We start from the raw sequence: 19,534 nt of genomic DNA on the forward strand, positions 1-19,534 counted from the left end.
CCATTACCCGAAACATTTCAGGCGCCTCAATTCGTACGCGCTCTCCCTTATCCGATATCAACTCATAGAACAAATCCAATGTGTTGCAAAAAAGTTCCGGTGCATTCGTTCCTTAAAATTCAGCAGCCGAACAAAGTATCAACTTTTGAGGATGCTGAATTGGTACGCGATAGCGTACATACAATAAGCGACGTTTGCGTAAGCAAACTCGACGTGTTTTTCAGCCGCGCTATTGCAGCGGCTGAAAATAAACATTGCAATATTTTCACAAGCCCATACAAACGCAAGCCGTACCGCTTCTGCTGTGTCGGAATGCATATTCATCATTGTGGCAAAATAAGGAAGAATCAAATCCTTGTTTGCCCTGCCTATTCGTCCCAATGCGTTTACCGAGCGCTCCCGTAACTTCGGATTACCGTCTTTTAAATAGCTGGCAATTTTTTCCTTAAAATGCGGCAACTGAACAAAGTATGAACTTTGGAAGTTGCTGCATTACGTCGTTTCGGAATGCAATGAGAAACGGCGTACAATCAGCGACGTTTGCGATCAGCAAACTCGCCGTGTTTTTCAGCTGCGCTATCTTAGCGGCTGAAAATAAACCTTCGATATACGGCTGCACCGATAACGGATACTGTAATCCCATTTCACCGAGAAGCCACAATGCTTTTGCTTTTACATCCGCTGAATACTGTTTGCCGAGTTTTGCTGCGACATCATCAATCGCTGTGTTCCAATGCACCTTGTCTTTTGTGATTACGCTTAATTCTTTCAGTATCTCTTTGTCTGTCATTATACATACCGATTCACATAAAATTTTCTATTGTGCTTCCTCAGCCTTATCCTTTCGATGCTGGGCAACCGCATTAAAAATATTTTTAGCGGTTGCCTTCCTTCTGTGCGAAATTTCATAGGTATAAGGTGAGCGTCTACAATGATGCCGCCCACCTTAACCGTCAAGTTTTCTTTCGAAAACTTGCGTCTTGATGTGTGCGCTTTTCGCGCACGAATGCAACAGTTTCCAAAATTCATATTTTGTTCAACTGTTGCATTTTAAGGAAATAAAATTTCGCACATTTTCCCAGTAAATGGGTAAACGTATCAGGTAAAGTAGATAAAAATCGCGGAAAAATTGAGACTGTGAGACCATTTGAACCGCGAAGAGGTTCAACTCTGGTCGAATAGTCTCAATTTTTCCGCGGGGTTGTTAAAAAGACGGCCTGATGCGTTTACCCTGCCTTCCGACGCCGCAGTATGATGATAATTGCGGCTATTCCCAAGGCGATAAATACCCAGCCATACAACAGTGCGATACAGACTGCGGCAAAGGCCTGTACTCCGCCTTTTATTGCATCCCATATCGGCATAAAAACTGAACCGGTTTCCGATGCGGCTTCTATCTGTTGGTACATACTGATATGCAGCGTACTGAAATTAACGGAATTTTTCAGATACCGCAGTCTGCCTTCTATCGATTCTATATCCGACCGTATATCCTGCAGTTCATTTTGAATATCGAGGATATCTTTTATTGTTTTTGCTTGGTTGAGCAGCCGCAGGTATCCTTGTTCCGTTTCTTTTTTGACGGCAAGGCGTGCGGTACTATCGATAAACTCTTCCGTTACATCCTGTACGGTAATGGATTTTTCATCGATTTTTTTAACGCCGCCGGAAAGCTCCGTTACGAATACATCAAAATGAGCCTTAGGAATTCTGACGGTCATATTCTGATATATCCGTGAAGAGCTTGCTCGCTCATCTTCTTGACTGATATACGCGCCGTATTTTTGAACGAGTGATTCGATGTGCTGACGGGTTTCCGCTATATCGTGCGTTTCAAAATTGATCGAGCCTTCTTTTATGAGCTGCCGTTCGAGCATTGCAGCGGTATTTGCAGTCTCTGTGCCGTCTAAGGGACGCTGCATATCGGCGGTATCTACATCAGTAGTGGTTGCATCTTTTGCGTATGCCGCATTTTTTACCGCTCCTGCGGGATGTTCAGCTTCGGCATATACCTGTCTAGTTGAAACCGAATCGCTTTTTTTAGCACATGAGCTGAAGACAACCGTTCCTGAAAAGATAATAAAAAAAGATAGAAAAATACAATGACGATTCATATAATGGTGCTCCTTACATCAAGTCTGTATTATATCATAATGAGCGCATCTCTAAAAATCTAATCGACTTTTTTACATAGACCTTTGTCGTTTAAGCAAGTGCTTGTAAGAGCTTTTCTACGTTCTCAGGCGTGGTTGCCCAGTCGGTTGCGATGCGGACAACGGTGTGCGAATCATCTTTCTTTTCCCAAAACCCGAATGCGATTTTTTTTGAAAGTTCTGCATAGCGTGTATTTTCAAGGACGATAAAAATCTGATTTGTCGGCGCCGTAAAATATTGTTCATACCCGTGAGAGTCAAGAAAGGTGCGAATGGTATCGGCGGCTCGGATCGCATTTTCCCCGATATGAAGATACAGGTCATCGGTAAAAAGCGTTTCAAACTGAATACCGAGTAAGCGGCCTTTTGCGAGTAACGCGCCGTGTTGTTTCATAATGGTAAAAAAATGCGGGCTACGTTTCGGATCGGGAATAACAACCGCTTCTCCGAAGAGTGTGCCGCATTTTGTACCGCCGATGTAAAAGACATCGCAGAGTGCTGCAAGGTCGGCAAGCGTTACATCGTTTTCTTTGCAAGCAAGCGCATACGCAAGCCGTGCTCCGTCAACATACAGCGGAATATGATACTTGCGACACACCGTACTGATTGCACTCAGTTCTTGCTTGCTGTAGAGCGTTCCGTATTCAGTCGGCTGCGAGATATACACCATTCCCGGATGAACCATGTGCTCATAGTTTCCGTCAGCATAAAAATCCTGTAGATACTGCTTAACCGATGTGGCGGTGATTTTACCTTTGTCGCAGGCAAGGGGGAGTACTTTATGCCCGCCGAACTCTATCGCTCCCGCTTCGTGTACGGCGACATGCCCGGTCTGTGCCGAGATAACACCCTCATACCGGTTAAGGAGTGCATCGATAACCGTTGCGTTTGTCTGAGTACCGCCGACCAGAAAATGCACCGCCGCCTCAGGGCATTCGCACGCTTTTCTGATAAGGGAACGAGCCCGCTCGCAGTATTCATCGGTTCCGTATCCTGCGGTTTGTTCCATATTTGTTTGTACAAGGCGCTGGATAATCGCAGGATGCGCCCCTTCCATATAATCCGAAGCAAAAGAAAGTTTGTGTTGAGTTTCCATGCTGTAAGATTATCGGATAACAGATTTTTCTGCAAGATTTTTTGACTCGCATTTATGCAGACAGTTTTATGGTATCTTGACAGCCTAAAAATTCGGCGGTATGCTTTTACCTATATTTATATAATGGAAGATATAAAAGGGAGGGTGTATGAACTATTCATTACCGAAATCGGAAAAATTACCGTTAATACGGCACAGTATTGCACATATAATGGCGGAAGCCGTTATGAATTTATTCCCCGGGACAAAGGTAGCCATTGGCCCTGCCGTTGATCACGGGTTTTATTATGACTTTGACCTTCCGACACCGATCACCCAAACTGATCTTGAGCGCATTGAAAAGGAAATGCGCCGTCTTTTATCAACTCCGCAGAACTTTGTGAAAGAAGTGGTTACTAGGCAGAAAGCACTTGAGCTTTTTAAGGATCAACCGTATAAGTGCGAGCTTATCAATGATTTACCTCAAGATGCGGAAATCTCGATTTATCGATCGGGTAATTTTTTCGATTTATGCAGAGGGCCGCATGTTGCCAATTCAAAAGAAATTAATGCCCAAAGTTTTAAGCTGCAAAAAATTGCGGGCGCCTATTGGCGCGGCGATGAAAAACGCCCGATGCTGACCCGTATCTATGGTACGGCATGGGAAACGCCGAATGACCTTAAAACATATCTGACTATGCAGGCGGAAGCGGAAAAAAACGATCACCGCAAGATAGGCCGGGAACTCGATTTGTTCCATATCGAAGAAGACAATCCCGGCGAAGTATTCTGGCACCCGAACGGCTGGACGCTCTATTTAACCGTACAGCAGCATGTACGCCAAAAGATTAAAGAGGACGGCTATGTTGAGGTAAATACCCCCTTTGTTATGCCGCAGAGTCTCTGGCTTCGTTCGGGACACTGGGAAAAATACAAGGAAAATATGTTTATCACCGAAAGCGAGAAACGGGTGTTTGCACTTAAACCGATGAACTGTCCGGGGCATGTCGAAATCTTTAAACAGGGAATAAAGAGCTACCGCGATTTGCCGCTGCGTATTGCGGAGTTCGGCTCCTGCACGCGGAATGAGCCTTCCGGTTCGTTGCACGGTATTATGCGGGTGCGCGGTTTTGTGCAGGATGATGCGCATATTTTCTGTACGGAAGAACAGATTTCCTCCGAGGTTTGTAAGTTCTGCAACCTGCTCAAGTCGCTCTATCGGGATTTCGGCTTTGACGATAAAGCCATACTCGTTAAGTTTTCCACGCGGCCTGAAAAACGGGTCGGCGATGATGCAACGTGGGATAGGGCAGAGAACGCGCTTGCGGAAGCGTGTAAAGCCGCCGGTCTTGAATACGAGATTGCTCCCGGAGAAGGAGCCTTTTACGGGCCGAAGCTGGAGTTTACGCTTGTCGATGCGCTCGGCCGAGAATGGCAATGCGGTACCATACAGGCGGACTATCAACTGCCCTCTAAAGACCGGCTGAATGCCGAGTATATCGGAGAGGATAACCAAAAGCATCAGCCCGTTATGCTGCACCGCGCGGCGCTCGGTTCACTGGAGCGGTTCATCGGTATTTTGATTGAACAATTCGGCGGTGCGCTGCCTCCGTGGCTCTCTCCGGTGCAGGCAATGGTTATTCCCGTTGCTCCCGTATTTAACGAATATGCCGAAAGTATCGCCGCGTCTCTTTCAAAAGCCGGCTTCCGCGTAAAGGCTGATATTGATACCGACCGTATGAATGCAAAGATACGGAAGTATCAGGAACAAAAAATTCCGTACCAGCTTGTTGTCGGCGAAAAGGAAAAGCAGAACAACAGTGTTACCGTCCGGCTTTTGAAAGGAGCGCAAAAAACGATGTCCGTCGATGAATTTACCGCTTTCTTAAAACTCAAGACCGACACCGTTGCAACAAGCGCAGAATTTTAACGGAAAGATATCGTGATGAAGCATCTCTAAATGCTATACCTGAGTTTTTTCAGATACTTTAGAGATGTTCGACCGAAAATAAACCTGTTCGGAAACTTCCGTTTCTGAACAGGTTACCTTGAAATGCAATGTGTAAACGGCAACGACCGGTAGTTCAGCAAGAATTACCGGCCGTTTTGTTATAGGTTCGTGATTGTACGGCGCGTTAAAACCGGCGCCGCATCATAAATTACTCAGCGCGGCATGGCATATCGCGGGTTGCAACAATGTCGATGCCCGTATGCAACACATCGGGGATAATAACTGCTCCTGTCTTCACCGGCGCCGTTACCCTGATTTTGTTAATCTCTTCCATCACCTGAAAAATCATGCCTTTCGGAATAGGCGCCGCTGTTTTAACGGGAAGTGCCGCTAAAAAGCCGTTTTCAATGCGCACCGTCGAGCTGATATTTCTTCTGGGATCTTTCATTTCCTGCAAGCCGTATTCAAGACCGCGCTTACAGCTATATCCTTCTATCGTGTAGGCGCCGTCTTTTTCAATTGCTCGGAGCCTACAGCCCATAGGACAGGAAACACAGGTAAATTCTTTCATCGCTGTTTTGTTTATGCGTCGAGGCAGGCGATGCCCGGTAATGTTTTCCCTTCCAAGAATTCGAGCGAGGCGCCGCCGCCGGTAGAGACATGACTCATCTTATCGGCAAGGTGGAACTTGTTGACAGCTGCAACGGAATCTCCGCCGCCGACTACCGTTATTGCGCCTTTTTCGGTTGCTTCGGCAACAAGGCGGGCGACCGCTTCCGTTCCGTGGGAAAAAGTTTCAAATTCAAACACACCGACAGGGCCGTTCCACACGATGGACTTTGCGCTTAAAATCTCCGCCTTGTATAATTCGATGGTTTTGGGGCCGACATCCATTCCCATAAGCGAATCGGGAATGTCGCAGCCGTCTACGCTTTCCGGCTTTGCATCGGCGGCAAAAGAGGCGGCACAAATATGATCTACCGGCAGAATTATTTTAACGCCCTTTGCCTTTGCATCGGTTAAAAGCTTCTTTGCCGTATCGATAAAATCATCTTCGACTAAGGACTTCCCGATTGAATGCCCTTGCGCTTTAAGAAAGGTGTACGCCATACCGCCGCCGATAATCAGCGCAGCGGCATTTTTCAAAAGACTGTCCAGTACGGCAATTTTTGAAGAAACTTTTGCGCCGCCGATGATGGCGACCATCGGTTTGGGCGGATTTTTTACCATCGGTTCAATATATTTAACTTCTTTTTCCATTAAAAAACCGGCAACTTTTACCTTCATGAATTTTGCGATGGTCGCCGTAGAAGCATGAGCACGGTGCGCGGTACCGAAGGCGTCGTTGACGTATACGTCGCCGTAGGAGGCAAGCTCTTTCGCAAACGCTTCCTGTTCTGCGCTATCCTTCGAAGTCTCTTCGGGATGGAAGCGCGTATTTTCCAGCATCAAGATACCGCCTTCGGGCAGTGCGTCAACCACAGCTTTTTGTCCCTTGCAGGAATCGGCAAGCTGAACGGGCGTCCCTAACAGTTTTTCCAAATATGCCGCAACCGGTTTCATCTTATGCTTACCGGCGATGTAGGCCTCTTTATCAAACGGCTTGCCGTCCTTAGCCGCTTTTTCGGCAGCTTTTTTTGAATCTTTGGCAGGATCGCCGAGGTGGCTCATCAACACCAGCGAGCGCGGCTTTTGCTCTAAAATATATTTGATAGTCGGTAATGCCGCGACGATTCGCGTATCGTCCTGCACAACGCCATCCTTCATCGGAACATTAAAATCGACCCGCATGATAACACGCTTGCCGTGAAGATCTACATCTCTTACTGTTTTAACCATTGTATTCCTCCGTTATGTGAATGGCAGAGTTCATACACCTGCCAATAGTTTTATATCCGATAAAAATATACTCTGTTATATGAAAAAATGCAAGAATGGACATTGCAGACGGGTAAACGCATTAGGTCGAGTAGATAAACAGCGCAGAATTATTGAGGCTGTGAGACCATTTGAACAGCCTCTCCGTAGCCTTTTGAAAATAGACGATGCAGATACAAGGAGCTAGCTGAAAATAAAGCGGCGGCGTATCTTTGATACGTTGAGCATTTATTTTCAGCGTGCGACGCAGTAGATGCGTCGTATATTTTCAAAAGAACCTGCTGCGTTTACCCTAACATATAAGCGCTCCTTTCCAGAAAAACGCATTGGCAGGGCGGATTTTCCGCTCTTGGATAAGCTGCGAAACAAGGCTGCCAATATCGCCGGCGCGCCAGAGCGGAAGGTTTTCGTGTAATACGCGGATAAGCTGCGGGGCGGTAAACTTTCGCTTATTGACCGCTATAAATGCAATCAATTCCCGCTCATCTTGCGGATACAGAAGCGCAGTTCCGTTACAGATATCGCAACCGGAACAGGCGATGCTTTCATCTCCTGCACGAAGCGGAACAGCCCGCACTTCTCCGAGCGCTTCGAGCAGAACCTCGCGCCGGCAGCGACCGCTTTCGGCAAAACTCACGAGTATCTCCGCCCGTTTCCGCTGTTTTTCAGGCAATAGCGCGATCCGTGCCTTGTCCTCGGGACTCCACAGCAAGACTGCCTGTGCAGGATTACCGTCCCGCCCTCCCCTGCCCGCTTCTTGTATGTATGCTTCGGCAGTGGGCGACGCATTCAGATGAATCACAGTGCGTACATTCTTTTTATCGACGCCCATCCCCCACGCACAGGTGGTTACCAGTATCGCACTGTCGTGCTGATGGAACCATTGCTCCACCTCATCTTTTTCATCCCGCTGTAAGCCTGCATGATAAAATCGAATCGCCCGATCCCGCAGCGTATAGCGTAAAAACGCGGCAGTTTGTTCCGTGCCGTTCCGCGTCGCACAGAAAATAACCATCGGGCGCTGCCGCTGCATAATCTCCTGCAGGAGAGCAGGCGCTTTTACGCGGCATTGCCGTACAAAATAGGTGATATTGGTGCGATCCGATTCCCCACGTACCAGATGAGCCCGTCCGTCAAAAAGCACCTCACCGATACGCTTCAACACCTCGTTGCCTGCCGTTGCGGTAAAAGCGGTAACGGCGGGCGGCTTCAGCGTTTCGATAACCTGTTTTAAGGTTTGGTAGGCCGGCCGAAAGCTGTCTCCCCATTCGCTGACGCAGTGAGCCTCATCTATAGCGAGGTGGGCAATGCCGCGCTTTGCAATACGGTTTAACACTTCTTCCTGCATCAGAATTTCGGGATTGGCAATGATGAGCTTTGCAGGAGGTTTCCCGTCCGTTCCTTCAAGGCGGGCATACTGAGTGGCTCGTTCCTGTCCGCTTTGACCGCCGCGGAACAACACCGGTTCAAGATTGCCTTCGCACATCCGGCGCATCTGATCACTCATCAAGGCTAAAAGCGGATAGATAATAAGCGTCGGCTTATCCAGCAACAGCGCCGGTACCTGAAAGCACAGCGATTTCCCCGCGCCGGTCGGCAACAAAACAATCTGCCTACCCCGCAGCACACCGTCTTCATCGTAAAGCTCGCTTAAAGGCTCGCCTGTGCCGGACAGAAAATCCGGCTCCGTTTGCGATACCGCGGTTCCGAACGGCGCTGTAGAAATTCCGCCCTGCATTGCAGCATTTCCGGACAGCTGTACGGCAGCAGCGTCGGCAGCTGCTACCGCTTCCGCGGCGTGTACGGCATCGAGGATGTTGGCAATCACGAGCCGCTGCCATGGATACAGTGCCGGAATCCCGAATACGGTCTGAGCACAGAGCGAAACAGCATCGGCTGTTTTTTCCAAGCTGTATTCGGGATTATCCGATTCAAAAATTACGGGACAGCTTTCCGTATCGGGAAGCGGCGCCTCCGATTCAAAAGAGTACAGGATTTCGCCGTCAGGCGTTGTGTTGCCGTCAAGTGTTTTGTTATTGATGATATTCATACCATATATATGCGTCACCAATAACAAAACGGCTTGAAATTTTACAAAAAAGTGGGAACAGGTTATCGAAAAAGTAAACCAACTTTTGAGACATCCCCGCTTTCTTTCAATTTATATTTATTCGGCGATAATTGCCTCAAGTGCGGTTTGCATCATCGCGGTAAAAGACAATTGCCGCTCTTCCGCAGTGGTTTCTTCATGCGTAACCATATTGTCGGATATGGTTAGCAGTGCGAGCGCCTGCCGCTTATACTGTGCGGCAAGGGTATACAGCTCGGCAGCTTCCATCTCAATCGCCAAAAGACCGTACCGCGACCAGAGCTTCCACGTTTCAAGTTCGTCATAAAAGACATCAGAGGAAGCAATGGGACCAACCAACGGATTGTAACCGAGACGAACTGCCGCATCATAAGCATGTTTTAAAAGCTTCCAGTCCGCTGTAGGCGCGAACTGGGTTCCGCGGAAACGGAGCGTATTTGTCCCTGAGTTAGTCGCAGCGCTCATCCCGATAATCAATGAACGCAGCGGAATATCTTTTTGCAAAGCTCCCGCAGTACCGATACGGATAGCCTTCTGCACGCCGTATTCACGGAAAAGCTCATTTACATAAATGGAAATAGAAGGCTGCCCCATACCGGTTCCCTGCACGGAAACCTTTATACCCTTATACGTGCCGGTAAACCCATACATACCGCGGACTTCATTGTAGCAGTGCGCATTTTCCAAAAAATTTTCGGCAACGAACTTTGCCCGCAGCGGATCGCCCGGTAACAATATCCGTTCTGCAATTTCGCCTTGTTTTGCTCCAATATGAACACTCATCATATCCTCCTCAGCATTAAATGTATCAAAACTATCATGAGGGGCATCAAAAAGCCGACCAACTTTTTAAAGATGTCCTCTATCATACGGTATCGAATGCTATAAACGCGATCATCAATCTTTCCACGGAAAAATAAGATTGCGGATTGTCCGTGTTCCGACTGTTTCCCGATCTTCCGCCAGCAATTCATCCCATGGTATTTGTTTCCTCACGGTCTGAATCGGTATTTCAGGATGCTGCTCCATCCAATCATACTTATACATTCTCAGTTTAAAAGCATTGTTCCATGCAAGCAAGAGTCCCGAAAAGCCCGGCACCAAAAAAGCTAAGAACGGGGTCAATATAACGAGGACGACGCTGTACAGCAGCATAAAGAGCGTGAATCCGGTATTATCAAAAAAAATAATAAAGCACTTTTTAAGGCATTTGCGAAAATTCGATTCCAGCCGACTCCGTATCGGAAAGAACCATAAAAGTGACAGCTGTATAACCGCAAAAATCCAGATGACACTGATACCGAGAAAAAGACCGAGAAAATTGTGAAATGAAAAATAGTAGGGAACGGCGACTCCGACAACAACCCAACAAAAAGTTTCGACTAATGAGAATAAAACACCGTGTCGCCACGTACGTTTGATTTCTCCGCCGATTTCTTTCAATGAAAACGATTTATAATCGGCTATACGGGACATCAAATGAGAGACGGCTAAAAGCAACACTCCCATCAATATGATACAAACAAACAAGCTCAATAAAGACAGCGTCGGCATTGATGACAGTAGGTAGGACAAGCCGAAGAATAAAAAAACAATCAGTATACATGCAATATTGAAAAGAGCGAGCGGGAGAAAATTATCCCATCCGTCAAAAAAATTTTTTTTGAGAAAAAATCCGATCATGCGGCGATAGTAACACAAAAAGCGGAATAATACTATCCGTGCCGCGGCATAGCAGAATCGGCGGGCGGTTGCATAAAGACTTCAATTATAGTAGACTGGCGCCCATAATCAAAAAACGCTAAAGACTGCTTTTAGCGATTTCCTAAAATGTGGAGAAAGTGATGAAATCCTCTTTATTTTGTGCTGCAGCCACTTCATCAGCAGAAAAGACGCTGCGGTATGTTAAACCGTTTCTTTGTATGATGTGCCTTTCAGTTGTGCTTGTTTGTTCATGCAGCAAAGCTGAACAAAAACCGCTTACAATGGTTTTTTATCCAAATGAGTCAAGCGAATCCATGAAAGATGCCCGCGCAGCATTCCAAGAAATTTTAAAAGAAGCCGTCGGTCGCGATGTTGAAATTCTTACCACGACCGATTATAACATCGCATTGGAAGCGCTCGTTTCCGGCAAGGCCGATATGGCTTATGTCGGCGCCGAAGGATACCTGACCGCTCACAAGCGGAACAGCGCCGTTATCCCTATTGCGACTAATTCGGGTTCCAGCGGGACGCTTGACGATGCAAAGTATTACAGCTTTATCGGCGTGCAGCGGAAAGATGCCGGTACCTATAGAAAAGCGGATGGTAGTTTTGATTTAAGCCTATTAAAAGGAAAAAGAATGTCGTTTGTGGCGGCAAGCTCTACTTCGGGCTTTGTTATTCCCGCAAAAGTTTTAGCAGCTGCTTTTTCTCTTGATAATACCGACGACCTTATATTGAGCGACAAAGTATTTTCCAAGGTGTTATTTGCCGGTTCTCATCAAGGCTCGCAGGTAAACCTTTTCCGCGGCGATGCAGATGCCGCAGCTTTTGCTATCCCGCAAACAATCGGCGTGTATGAACTGCTTGAAGGTGAAGATTATAGAACAGGCGCAGTTTATCGCGTAACCGAAGGAGCTGATGAACCATTCACATCCTTTGCAGGAAGTGAAATGACCGTAATCCGCTCCATCCCCGTCTTAAATGCGCCGATTACCGTCAATACGAACACGGTTTCAGCCGCGGATATACAAAAGATACGAGAAGCGCTGACTTCGGACAAAACGGCAAATAATCCCGGAATTTTTAACGTAAAGGATTCCGGTAAAAAGGGCATATATCCTAAGTATTCCGAAAAGACGCGGTTGGTTGCTACCGATGATGCATGGTACGATGAATTAAGAAATTCTACCAAGTAATGCAGTATCATCCGGTATCTTACTTGATGTTGATTAAAGAATAAACACAGCGGCTGTTCTACAGCCGCCTGACAAGGTTTGAAGTGTTGATCACCTTTAAAAATGTTTCAAAGCGCTATGCAGGGGACAGACTTGCACTGGATTCTATCAATCTTACGATTGAACAGGGTTCGATGGTTTCCGTTATCGGACCTTCGGGTGCAGGTAAGACAACCTTTATCCGTTGTATCAATCGGCTCATCGACTGTACTGCCGGTACGGTTAAAATCGACGATGAAATACTCCAAAAAATGAACAGCCGCCGATTAAAACAAGTCCGTAGAAAAATCGGCATGATTTTTCAAAACTACAATCTAGTAGAGCGGCTCACTGTTCTTGAGAATACGCTCCACGGCTGCCTCGGCGCTTTACCGCTGTACCGCAGTCTATGCGGACTGTATACGCAGGAAGAGAGAACTCAAGCGCTGGCAATACTTGAAGAACTCGGGCTTTCGGATTACCTTTATCAGCGGTGTGCAGATTTAAGCGGCGGACAAAAACAGCGTACCGGCATTGCGCGGGCATTGATGCAAAATCCGCAAATACTTTTATGCGATGAGCCGGTATCTTCGCTCGATCCGCAAAGTGCACAAGATATCCTTGATTATATCGAAAAAATAGTTAGAACGCGGAATCTTACGTGTATTATGAATCTGCACCATGTTGAATATGCAAAACGATATTCCGACAGAATTATCGGTTTACGCAACGGAAACGTGGTCTTTGACGGAAAACCGGAAGACCTTTCGGAAAAAGCACTGCATACTATTTTTTCTTCCGGATCCCATCCCGAAAAGAAAGACTGCCATGAAATTTGATATTCCAATAGACAGACAAAGCCCTGCATTTGAATCACATCGACGCTGGAAAGCGCCCTCTTCGGGATCTTTCTTCAAGAAAAAAAAATTAAGAACGTTGACTGTTTTTTTCAGTGCTGCCGTGTTATATGTTGTTTCGGCAATTATGACAGGGTTGACGGTATGGAATGCGTTAACCGGCATCCCGCGCGGCCTGTATTGGCTGATAAGGAACTTCTTCCCATCAGCACAATCGCTTTCAGTGCTGCCGCTCATTTTTAAGACTTCGCTGTACACCGCCGTTACCGCAATAACGGCATCAACTATCGCTTTTTGCGTTGCCTGCATAGCGGCAGTTGCCGGTTCTCAAACAACCGGACGGTTCCGTATACTGCGTATTGTCTGTTCCGGAGCCGCATCTTTTTTTAGAAACATCCCACTTCCTGCATGGTCTATTCTATTGCTGTTGTCCTTTAAGCAAAATGCCGTAACAGGCTTTTTAGCTCTTTTCTTTATAACCGCAGGACATTTAACCCGTGCATTTACCGAAATTATCGACTCTCATGCCGAAGAATCGTATACGGCGTTGGAAGCAGCCGGTGTACCGTATATGCCGATTATCATCCACGGCGTATTACCGAATGTTCTCCCGCTCTTTATTTCATGGCTGCTCTACGCGATAGAAACAAATGTCAGAGACTCCGCACTCATTGGAATTTTAACAGGCACGGGAATCGGCTTTCTCTTCAATCTATATTTTAAGAGCTTTCGCTATCCTGAGGCAGGGCTTATCATTTGTGTATTGATGATACTCGTACTCTGCATCGACAGTATTTCCAACACGGTGAGAAGGATATTACTATGAAACCCCATGCTCATATTGACCGATGCCGATCACCGAGAAAAAAACAATGGACGCTCTCTATCGTATTTGCTGTCCTTTTCGGCATTAGTATCTGGGGATGCTTCTTGCTTGCGCAGGAAACAATCGATTGGAAAGATTCATGGCATAATCTGCTCCACTACGGACGCATCCTTTTTTTGCAGCCGAAGCGCTCGGATCATCTTCCGCTTGGCGAACTCGCGTACTCACTCGGTATCAGTTTTGCACTGTCGATTTTAACTACAATCGGCGGCGCTGCTATCGCGTTTTTTTTGGCTCTCGGGGCTGCCCGAAATATTGCCCCTTCAGCCGTTGTAAAAATAATCCGTATTATCACCGCAGTTATCCGCTCAATCCCCACAATTATCTGGGTATTGGTTTTCTCGGTTACGGTTAATATCGGCACCGATGCCGCCGTTATCGGTATGTGCTTTCACAGCATTGCCTATTTGGTAAAAGTGTTCTCCGAAAGCTTTGAACAGATTAACCGCGATACGATCGATGCTTTGCGGGCGTGCGGAGCGGGATTTTTCGGCATTATTACGCAAGCGGTTATTCCGGTGGCTGCAACGTCCATTATTTCATGGACATTTTTCCGCTTCGAAATCAATTTTATCAATGCCGTCGCAATCGGCGCCGCCGCAGGATCAGGCGGTATCGGGTATTATCTATTCATGGCAGGCAATCTCTATTATGATATACGAGAGGTCGGCGCTATCACATACACTATTTTCGGTACCGTTATTTTGCTGGAGATGCTCTCTCTGCGCCTGCGGAAAGGAATCAAGCAGCACTGAAAAAATACCGACACTGTATAAGGAATCTCTAAAAATTTCAGTTTTTAGAGGTTTTCCTTAAATTTAGTTGCGACGTTTAAAATTAAGTTATTATTGGATAAGACTTAATTTTAAACTCGTCGGGCATTTCTAAAAGCTAACCGAGCTTTTAGAAATGCCCATAGGGAGTCTTAAATGAAAAAAAATATAATGCGTATCTTTGTGTGTTTTTCGATAATATACACTGCCGCAGCCGTAGAGTTTAACGTACCTAAATTTAACTTCGGGATATCGGGAGCCAAACAGCCGGGAAGCTCGTCGCAATTCAGTATAGTCCAAGAATCGTCCATAAACTTCCGTTTGCTGCACGGAGAACGTTTTTATAGCGACCTAAACCTTGCACTCTATGTTCCTGATGTCCTGCGTTTTTTCCATCCGGAGCAACAGTCACGGACACCGGGACAATTTACTTTTATTGATTTTTCTCTGAACTTTCCCAATCTCGGAGGCAAGCCGCTGATTTTATCAATTTTTACCGGAGAGCATCAAAGTCTTACGGGCGAACGCTATAGCTTTGATTTTCTTAAACACGGTATGCGTCCGGTAAAAATGTATGAAAACGATATTGCTGCACTTTTTACCCCACCACGTCCTCGTGAAAGCGTAGGTATCAGTGCTGCAGGACTCATTTTGAACACAGGGTATGTTGGAGGATCTTTCGGCTGGAACGGGCGGATAAAAAAAACCGAGCAAGAATACGGCATATATACGCAGGGAGGTGTTTTCTCCAATGCGGCCATCACCAACACGTACCTTTCCTTTCATATTACCGATAATGCGGCAAAGATATCCGGCGCAGCATCCCTTTCCGTGCTCTTCATTCCTCATAACAATGTCGCTATTTTTACACAAGTTGGTTTGCATAAAACGAATTTTAGAAGCGCAACACTCAAACAGGATGTTATCGGAAATATCTATGCGTTTTTTGAACCGCGTATTATGCTTGAACATGTCAATTTTGATTTTACATTTTTTGTTTCTAAGATTCGGGACACTCAATCCGGCAGGCTTTTTCCTGTTACGCCACTGATAAAGCCCTTTACGATCATTCATAATGAGCTATACGGCGGGTTGAATATGTTCTTCGGATTCGGAAATATTGAGTTTGATAAAATGCAGGGAGGTTTCCACAGCTTTGTTGCAATGCCGATAACCCGCCCCGTAAACATACAGTCAATGCTGATAGCGCTGACGCCGTTCTATACATGGAATATCGGCCCCTGCGATCTTGACCTTCGTTGTTCGATTTATCCGCTCCTCTACGCCACTCCTACTTCTATGTTCGAAGCCAAGATTGCACTAAAACGTAATTTATAAATGCATAAAACACTCCCCCTATTGTAGACAAATTATGAGCGGATATAAATGTCATTTTTGTGCCGAATGCGACGGACACGGCTGTATCGGTGAACTGCCCGGGATGGGCGGCGTGTTCGAGAGCGCCAATTTTATCAGCAACTGCGCCGCATGGCAGAAGTATTACACCGATACACCGTATAATGATGAGCTACCACCCATTAGATTGGCGCCTATTACCGGCGGAGTCGAAAACGTCGGCTACGAAGATGAAGCTGCATTTTATTTTGATTTAATTGAAGCCTGTGCTGAAGCAGGTTTTTTGCTCAGTATCGGGGACGGTTACCCCGATGCAAAGATACAGGGCGGTCTTGCAGCCCTACAGCGGTATGGAAAAACCGGAGCAGTGTTCATTAAGCCGTATCCTAATCCCCGTATCTTTGAACGGATAGATTGGGTACGCAGCTCTGCCGATATTATAGGGATCGATATTGATTCCTATAACATTGTAACGATGCGCAATCTTGTTCACCTTGAGCAAAAAGATGCACAGAGCCTGAAAGAGATACAGCGGTATGCACAAAAGCCATTTGCCATCAAAGGAATCTTTTCACCCGAAAATGTCGAGCTGGTACGAGAGCTGCGTCCCGATGTTGCGGTTATTTCCAATCACGGCGGCAGGATAGAAACAAGGCGCGGCAGCACGGCGGATTTTTTAGCCGAGTACGGCAGTACGCTCCATAAGTTTGCAGGCGAGGTATGGGTAGATGGTGGATTGCGGAGCCGTGCGGATATCGCCGCTGCGAAACGGCTCGGTGCGGCACAGGTAATGATCGGGCGTCCCTGCATCACTGCATTATTGAGCAATGGCGCTGAAGGGGTGCGAGCTCTGTACCGCCGCCTGACTGTGGATTAAACAGTAACCCTGTCCGACAACATCGAACAGGTATAATATTTGCAGAATATGCTTGTTAGGATAGATAAAATACTTGCAGCAAACGGGTTGGGCTCGCGGAAAGATATACGGCGGCTTTTGCGCAAAGAAGATTTCCGAATCAACGGCACGCGAGTAACCGATGCAGGGACACAGCTTGATCCTGAAAGCGATACCCTTTTGTACAACGGGGAAAAACTATATCTCCGCATCTGCTGTTACCTTATGCTGAATAAACCGGCAGGAGTTGTTACTTCTACCGCCGACCCGCTGCACCGCACCGTTATGGAGCTGCTTCCGTCTCCTTTTTCCGCAATGAAGCTTTTTCCCATCGGACGGCTCGACATCGATACCGAAGGACTGCTCATCATTACCGATGACGGAGAACTCACTCATCGGCTTACCGCTCCGAAATCCGCCTGCATCAAAAGCTATTATCTTGAAACGGCAGCCCCTTTCACCGAAGCCGAGTTTAACGTCGCCCAAACGGCTTGCAGTCAAGGATTAGCACTCGGAAAGAGCTTCACCTGCCTTCCCGCAACCTTTGAACGCACGGAAGCACACAACATAAAAACGGAATGGGCTTTTTTGATGCATATCTGCGAAGGAAAATACCATCAAGTAAAAAAAATGATAAAAGCGCTCGGAAACGAAGTAGTCTACCTCAAGCGGATTTCGATGGGCGGCGTTACGCTCGACCGGCAATTAGCTGCCGGTTCTTGTCGTGAGCTTACACCCGATGAAGTCGCAACGCTTAAAAAGATATAACATACCCGTTCCCTAAACCTTAAACTTACCGACTTCCTCAGACAGGCTTTCGATTGCTCCTTTATTTTGCTGCGTAATAGAGTTCACTTCCTGTACGGCATTATTTATCTGAACAACCTCGTGCGCCATTATGTTTATATTGTCGGTAATGGTTTTTGTAAGACTATCAAGCTTTTGCATTTCGCCGGCAACTTGTGTTCCATCTCTGAGCATTTGTTCCGAGCCGTTTTTGACATCTAAAGTTACTGTTTTTATATTTGAGATGGCATTCAAGACTTCACGATTGCCGTTTCCTTGTTCCTCCATCGCTCGCATAAGATTAGCGCTCATAGTTTTTACGTGTTCTGAAAGTTCAAAAATACTGGTAAATTTTTCTTCAACGGTTTTTGATGCTGTAGATAAGCTGCCAATTTCAGAGCCAAGCATTTTCAATGTCATTGTAATATTTTTACCTTGTGCGGAAGATTCTTCCGCTAACTTCCGTATTTCGTCGGCAACCACTGCAAAGCCTTTACCGGCTTCTCCTGCATGGGCAGCTTCGATTGCCGCATTCATTGCAAGAAGATTAGTTTGGCTTGCAATATTTTGAATAACATTACTCGCTTCCATCAATCCGCCCGATTCCTCAGCTATTTTTTCCGTTACGGCGTTGGAATTTACGATTGTTGTTTTTCCATCTGCCGTCGCTGCAGCAAGCCGTTTAATCGCCTCATCGGTTTTTTCCAGCGTTTGTGTAATCGACGTGATATTCGCCGTCATTTGTTCTATCGACGATGAAGACTGAGCAACACTTTCCGCCTGTATTTCAATACTGGCATTCAGTTGCGTTATTGTGTTGATTATCTCTTCAACAGCTGCGGATGTTTCCGTAACACTTGTAGCCTGCGTAACAGCCTGTTGCGTTATGCCTTCGATGTTGCTATGTATTTGATGAGCCGAATCCGCTGTTTGTGCAGTGTTCACCGAAAGTACCCCGATAGCCTCTTTCATCGCTCTCGTATTATCTTTTACACCGGTAAGTAAAGAGACCGTATTTTTATGGAACAGATTTAATCTCGTTCCTAAAAGTCCGAAAATATCACGCCGTCGCAATTCCAAATAATTCGGAGTAAAATCTCCAAGCGCCAATTTATCGGTAAAAGAAACGATAAGTTCGATTCCGGTATTAATGCCCTTGTAAAGTGTATAGTTGACAAAAAGAGCTCCCAGCAATACCACGATAGATATCGGAATAATCGAATGTGTTACGGTCTCTATAATAGTCATCCCATTATAAAGACTCGCTAAAAATGGAGATATGCAAAGGAAAATGATACCTGCAAAAAGGAAAAAACCGACAAGCATACCGCGCGTCGTGTACGACATAGAAATATGCTTTCTCTCAAGCGGTAAAAAATTTACATATTGTTCAAGCTTCTGAATCCAGATCACATAAAAAAAGAGCGCTACAAAAAACAAGCACCCTGTCGATGTAAAAATTGCCGCAATAAACAGTATTGTCGAATTCACGCCTATCCATAACAGCGATACAACCGGAGTTACAGTCGCTAATACAATCGGGACACCGATACTGAGTTTTGAATATAAACCCAACGCTTTATTCGCCTTATTTACACCGTCTTCTTCCGTCTGCCAGTTGAGGACAATAGCCATAGTCTTTTTATAAAGAACAATTGGGAAAACAATCGTAGCACAGGCGGTCAATAAGGTAGATGGCGCTATTAAAATTTTAAAGAGCGCATCTTGCGGAAGTATCCTTACATACCATGCATATAAAAAAATAAAAATAAAAACACCGGTGTATATTAAAAAATTCAAGACAAAAATAGTTTTCGGCGGTTTTGATACTACAGTAGTCATCGGCAAATCTCCTCTCGTCTATATAAAGAATAATTCGCACCATACTATAATTTATTACTTATCCAGTCAAGAATT

At 46.0% G+C, this 19,534-nt stretch carries 18 protein-coding genes; 8 read left to right on the forward strand and 10 right to left on the reverse strand.

What is annotated here, in order from left to right:
- Positions 1 to 138: 138 nt before the first annotated feature.
- The 4 genes from ABK01_RS10040 to ABK01_RS10055 form a co-directional block, all read right to left on the reverse strand.
- A complete protein-coding gene (locus ABK01_RS10040) occupies positions 139 to 459 on the reverse strand; it encodes a HEAT repeat domain-containing protein (RefSeq protein ID WP_253675528.1) in 321 nt (106 codons plus the stop codon).
- A complete protein-coding gene (locus tag ABK01_RS10045; RefSeq protein WP_253675529.1) occupies positions 446 to 790 on the reverse strand; it encodes a hypothetical protein in 345 nt (114 codons plus the stop codon). Before ABK01_RS10045 ends, ABK01_RS10040 begins: the two co-directional genes overlap by 14 nt.
- 436 nt (positions 791 to 1,226) lie before the next feature.
- Entirely contained in the window at positions 1,227 to 2,114 is an 888-nt protein-coding gene (locus tag ABK01_RS10050) for a DUF4349 domain-containing protein (RefSeq protein ID WP_253675530.1), read from the reverse strand.
- Between the two features lie 91 nt (positions 2,115 to 2,205).
- Complete coding sequence (locus ABK01_RS10055; RefSeq protein ID WP_253675531.1) at positions 2,206 to 3,249, reverse strand: threonine aldolase family protein; 1,044 nt, start codon at positions 3,247 to 3,249, stop codon at positions 2,206 to 2,208.
- Between the two features lie 148 nt (positions 3,250 to 3,397).
- Here ABK01_RS10055 and thrS point away from each other — a divergent pair, with 148 nt between their 5' ends.
- Positions 3,398 to 5,158, forward strand: a complete 1,761-nt coding sequence (thrS, locus tag ABK01_RS10060) for a threonine--tRNA ligase (RefSeq protein ID WP_253675532.1) — start codon at positions 3,398 to 3,400, stop codon at positions 5,156 to 5,158.
- A 229-nt stretch (positions 5,159 to 5,387) separates the two neighbouring features.
- Here thrS and ABK01_RS10065 read toward each other — a convergent pair whose 3' ends face one another.
- From ABK01_RS10065 to ABK01_RS10085, 5 genes are all read right to left on the reverse strand, one after another.
- The gene (locus ABK01_RS10065; RefSeq protein ID WP_253675533.1) at positions 5,388 to 5,750 is read right to left on the reverse strand and encodes a DUF1667 domain-containing protein; all 363 of its coding nucleotides are present in this window, start codon (positions 5,748 to 5,750) and stop codon (positions 5,388 to 5,390) included.
- An 11-nt stretch (positions 5,751 to 5,761) separates the two neighbouring features.
- A complete protein-coding gene (pgk, locus tag ABK01_RS10070; RefSeq protein ID WP_253675534.1) occupies positions 5,762 to 7,018 on the reverse strand; it encodes a phosphoglycerate kinase in 1,257 nt (418 codons plus the stop codon).
- A 331-nt stretch (positions 7,019 to 7,349) separates the two neighbouring features.
- Positions 7,350 to 9,107, reverse strand: a complete 1,758-nt coding sequence (locus ABK01_RS10075; RefSeq protein WP_253675535.1) for a RecQ family ATP-dependent DNA helicase — start codon at positions 9,105 to 9,107, stop codon at positions 7,350 to 7,352.
- A gap of 117 nt (positions 9,108 to 9,224) precedes the next feature.
- Complete coding sequence (gene deoD / locus ABK01_RS10080; protein ID WP_212565308.1) at positions 9,225 to 9,929, reverse strand: purine-nucleoside phosphorylase; 705 nt, start codon at positions 9,927 to 9,929, stop codon at positions 9,225 to 9,227.
- Between the two features lie 114 nt (positions 9,930 to 10,043).
- Positions 10,044 to 10,829 (reverse strand): YesL family protein, encoded by a 786-nt coding sequence (locus ABK01_RS10085; protein WP_253675536.1) that lies wholly within the window; start codon positions 10,827 to 10,829, stop codon positions 10,044 to 10,046.
- Between the two features lie 161 nt (positions 10,830 to 10,990).
- On the opposite strand from ABK01_RS10085, the gene ABK01_RS10090 reads away from it, so the two are divergent.
- From ABK01_RS10090 to ABK01_RS10120, 7 genes are all read left to right on the forward strand, one after another.
- A complete protein-coding gene (locus tag ABK01_RS10090) occupies positions 10,991 to 12,046 on the forward strand; it encodes a phosphate/phosphite/phosphonate ABC transporter substrate-binding protein (protein WP_230974415.1) in 1,056 nt (351 codons plus the stop codon).
- 83 nt (positions 12,047 to 12,129) lie between these two features.
- Entirely contained in the window at positions 12,130 to 12,903 is a 774-nt protein-coding gene (phnC, locus tag ABK01_RS10095; RefSeq protein ID WP_253675537.1) for a phosphonate ABC transporter ATP-binding protein, read from the forward strand.
- Positions 12,893 to 13,747 (forward strand): ABC transporter permease subunit, encoded by an 855-nt coding sequence (locus ABK01_RS10100; protein WP_212565311.1) that lies wholly within the window; start codon positions 12,893 to 12,895, stop codon positions 13,745 to 13,747. Before phnC ends, ABK01_RS10100 begins: the two co-directional genes overlap by 11 nt.
- On the forward strand, positions 13,744 to 14,562 hold the full coding sequence (locus ABK01_RS10105; protein WP_253675538.1) for a PhnE/PtxC family ABC transporter permease: 819 nt from the start codon (positions 13,744 to 13,746) through the stop codon (positions 14,560 to 14,562). Before ABK01_RS10100 ends, ABK01_RS10105 begins: the two co-directional genes overlap by 4 nt.
- 174 nt (positions 14,563 to 14,736) lie before the next feature.
- Positions 14,737 to 15,918, forward strand: coding sequence for a hypothetical protein (locus ABK01_RS10110; RefSeq protein WP_253675539.1), 1,182 nt, complete (start codon positions 14,737 to 14,739; stop codon positions 15,916 to 15,918).
- Positions 15,919 to 15,952: 34 nt separating this feature from the next.
- Positions 15,953 to 16,813: an alpha-hydroxy-acid oxidizing protein gene (locus tag ABK01_RS10115; RefSeq protein WP_253675540.1), complete on the forward strand. Its 861-nt coding sequence runs from the start codon at positions 15,953 to 15,955 to the stop codon at positions 16,811 to 16,813.
- 48 nt (positions 16,814 to 16,861) lie between these two features.
- Positions 16,862 to 17,599, forward strand: a complete 738-nt coding sequence (locus ABK01_RS10120; RefSeq protein ID WP_253675541.1) for a pseudouridine synthase — start codon at positions 16,862 to 16,864, stop codon at positions 17,597 to 17,599.
- A 12-nt stretch (positions 17,600 to 17,611) separates the two neighbouring features.
- Here the strand turns inward: ABK01_RS10120 and ABK01_RS10125 are convergent, their stop codons facing one another.
- Entirely contained in the window at positions 17,612 to 19,459 is a 1,848-nt protein-coding gene (locus ABK01_RS10125) for a methyl-accepting chemotaxis protein (RefSeq protein WP_253675542.1), read from the reverse strand.
- Positions 19,460 to 19,534: the final 75 nt, after the last annotated feature.

It is taken from the genome of Treponema sp. OMZ 305, from assembly GCF_024181325.1.
Taxonomy (GTDB): domain Bacteria; phylum Spirochaetota; class Spirochaetia; order Treponematales; family Treponemataceae; genus Treponema.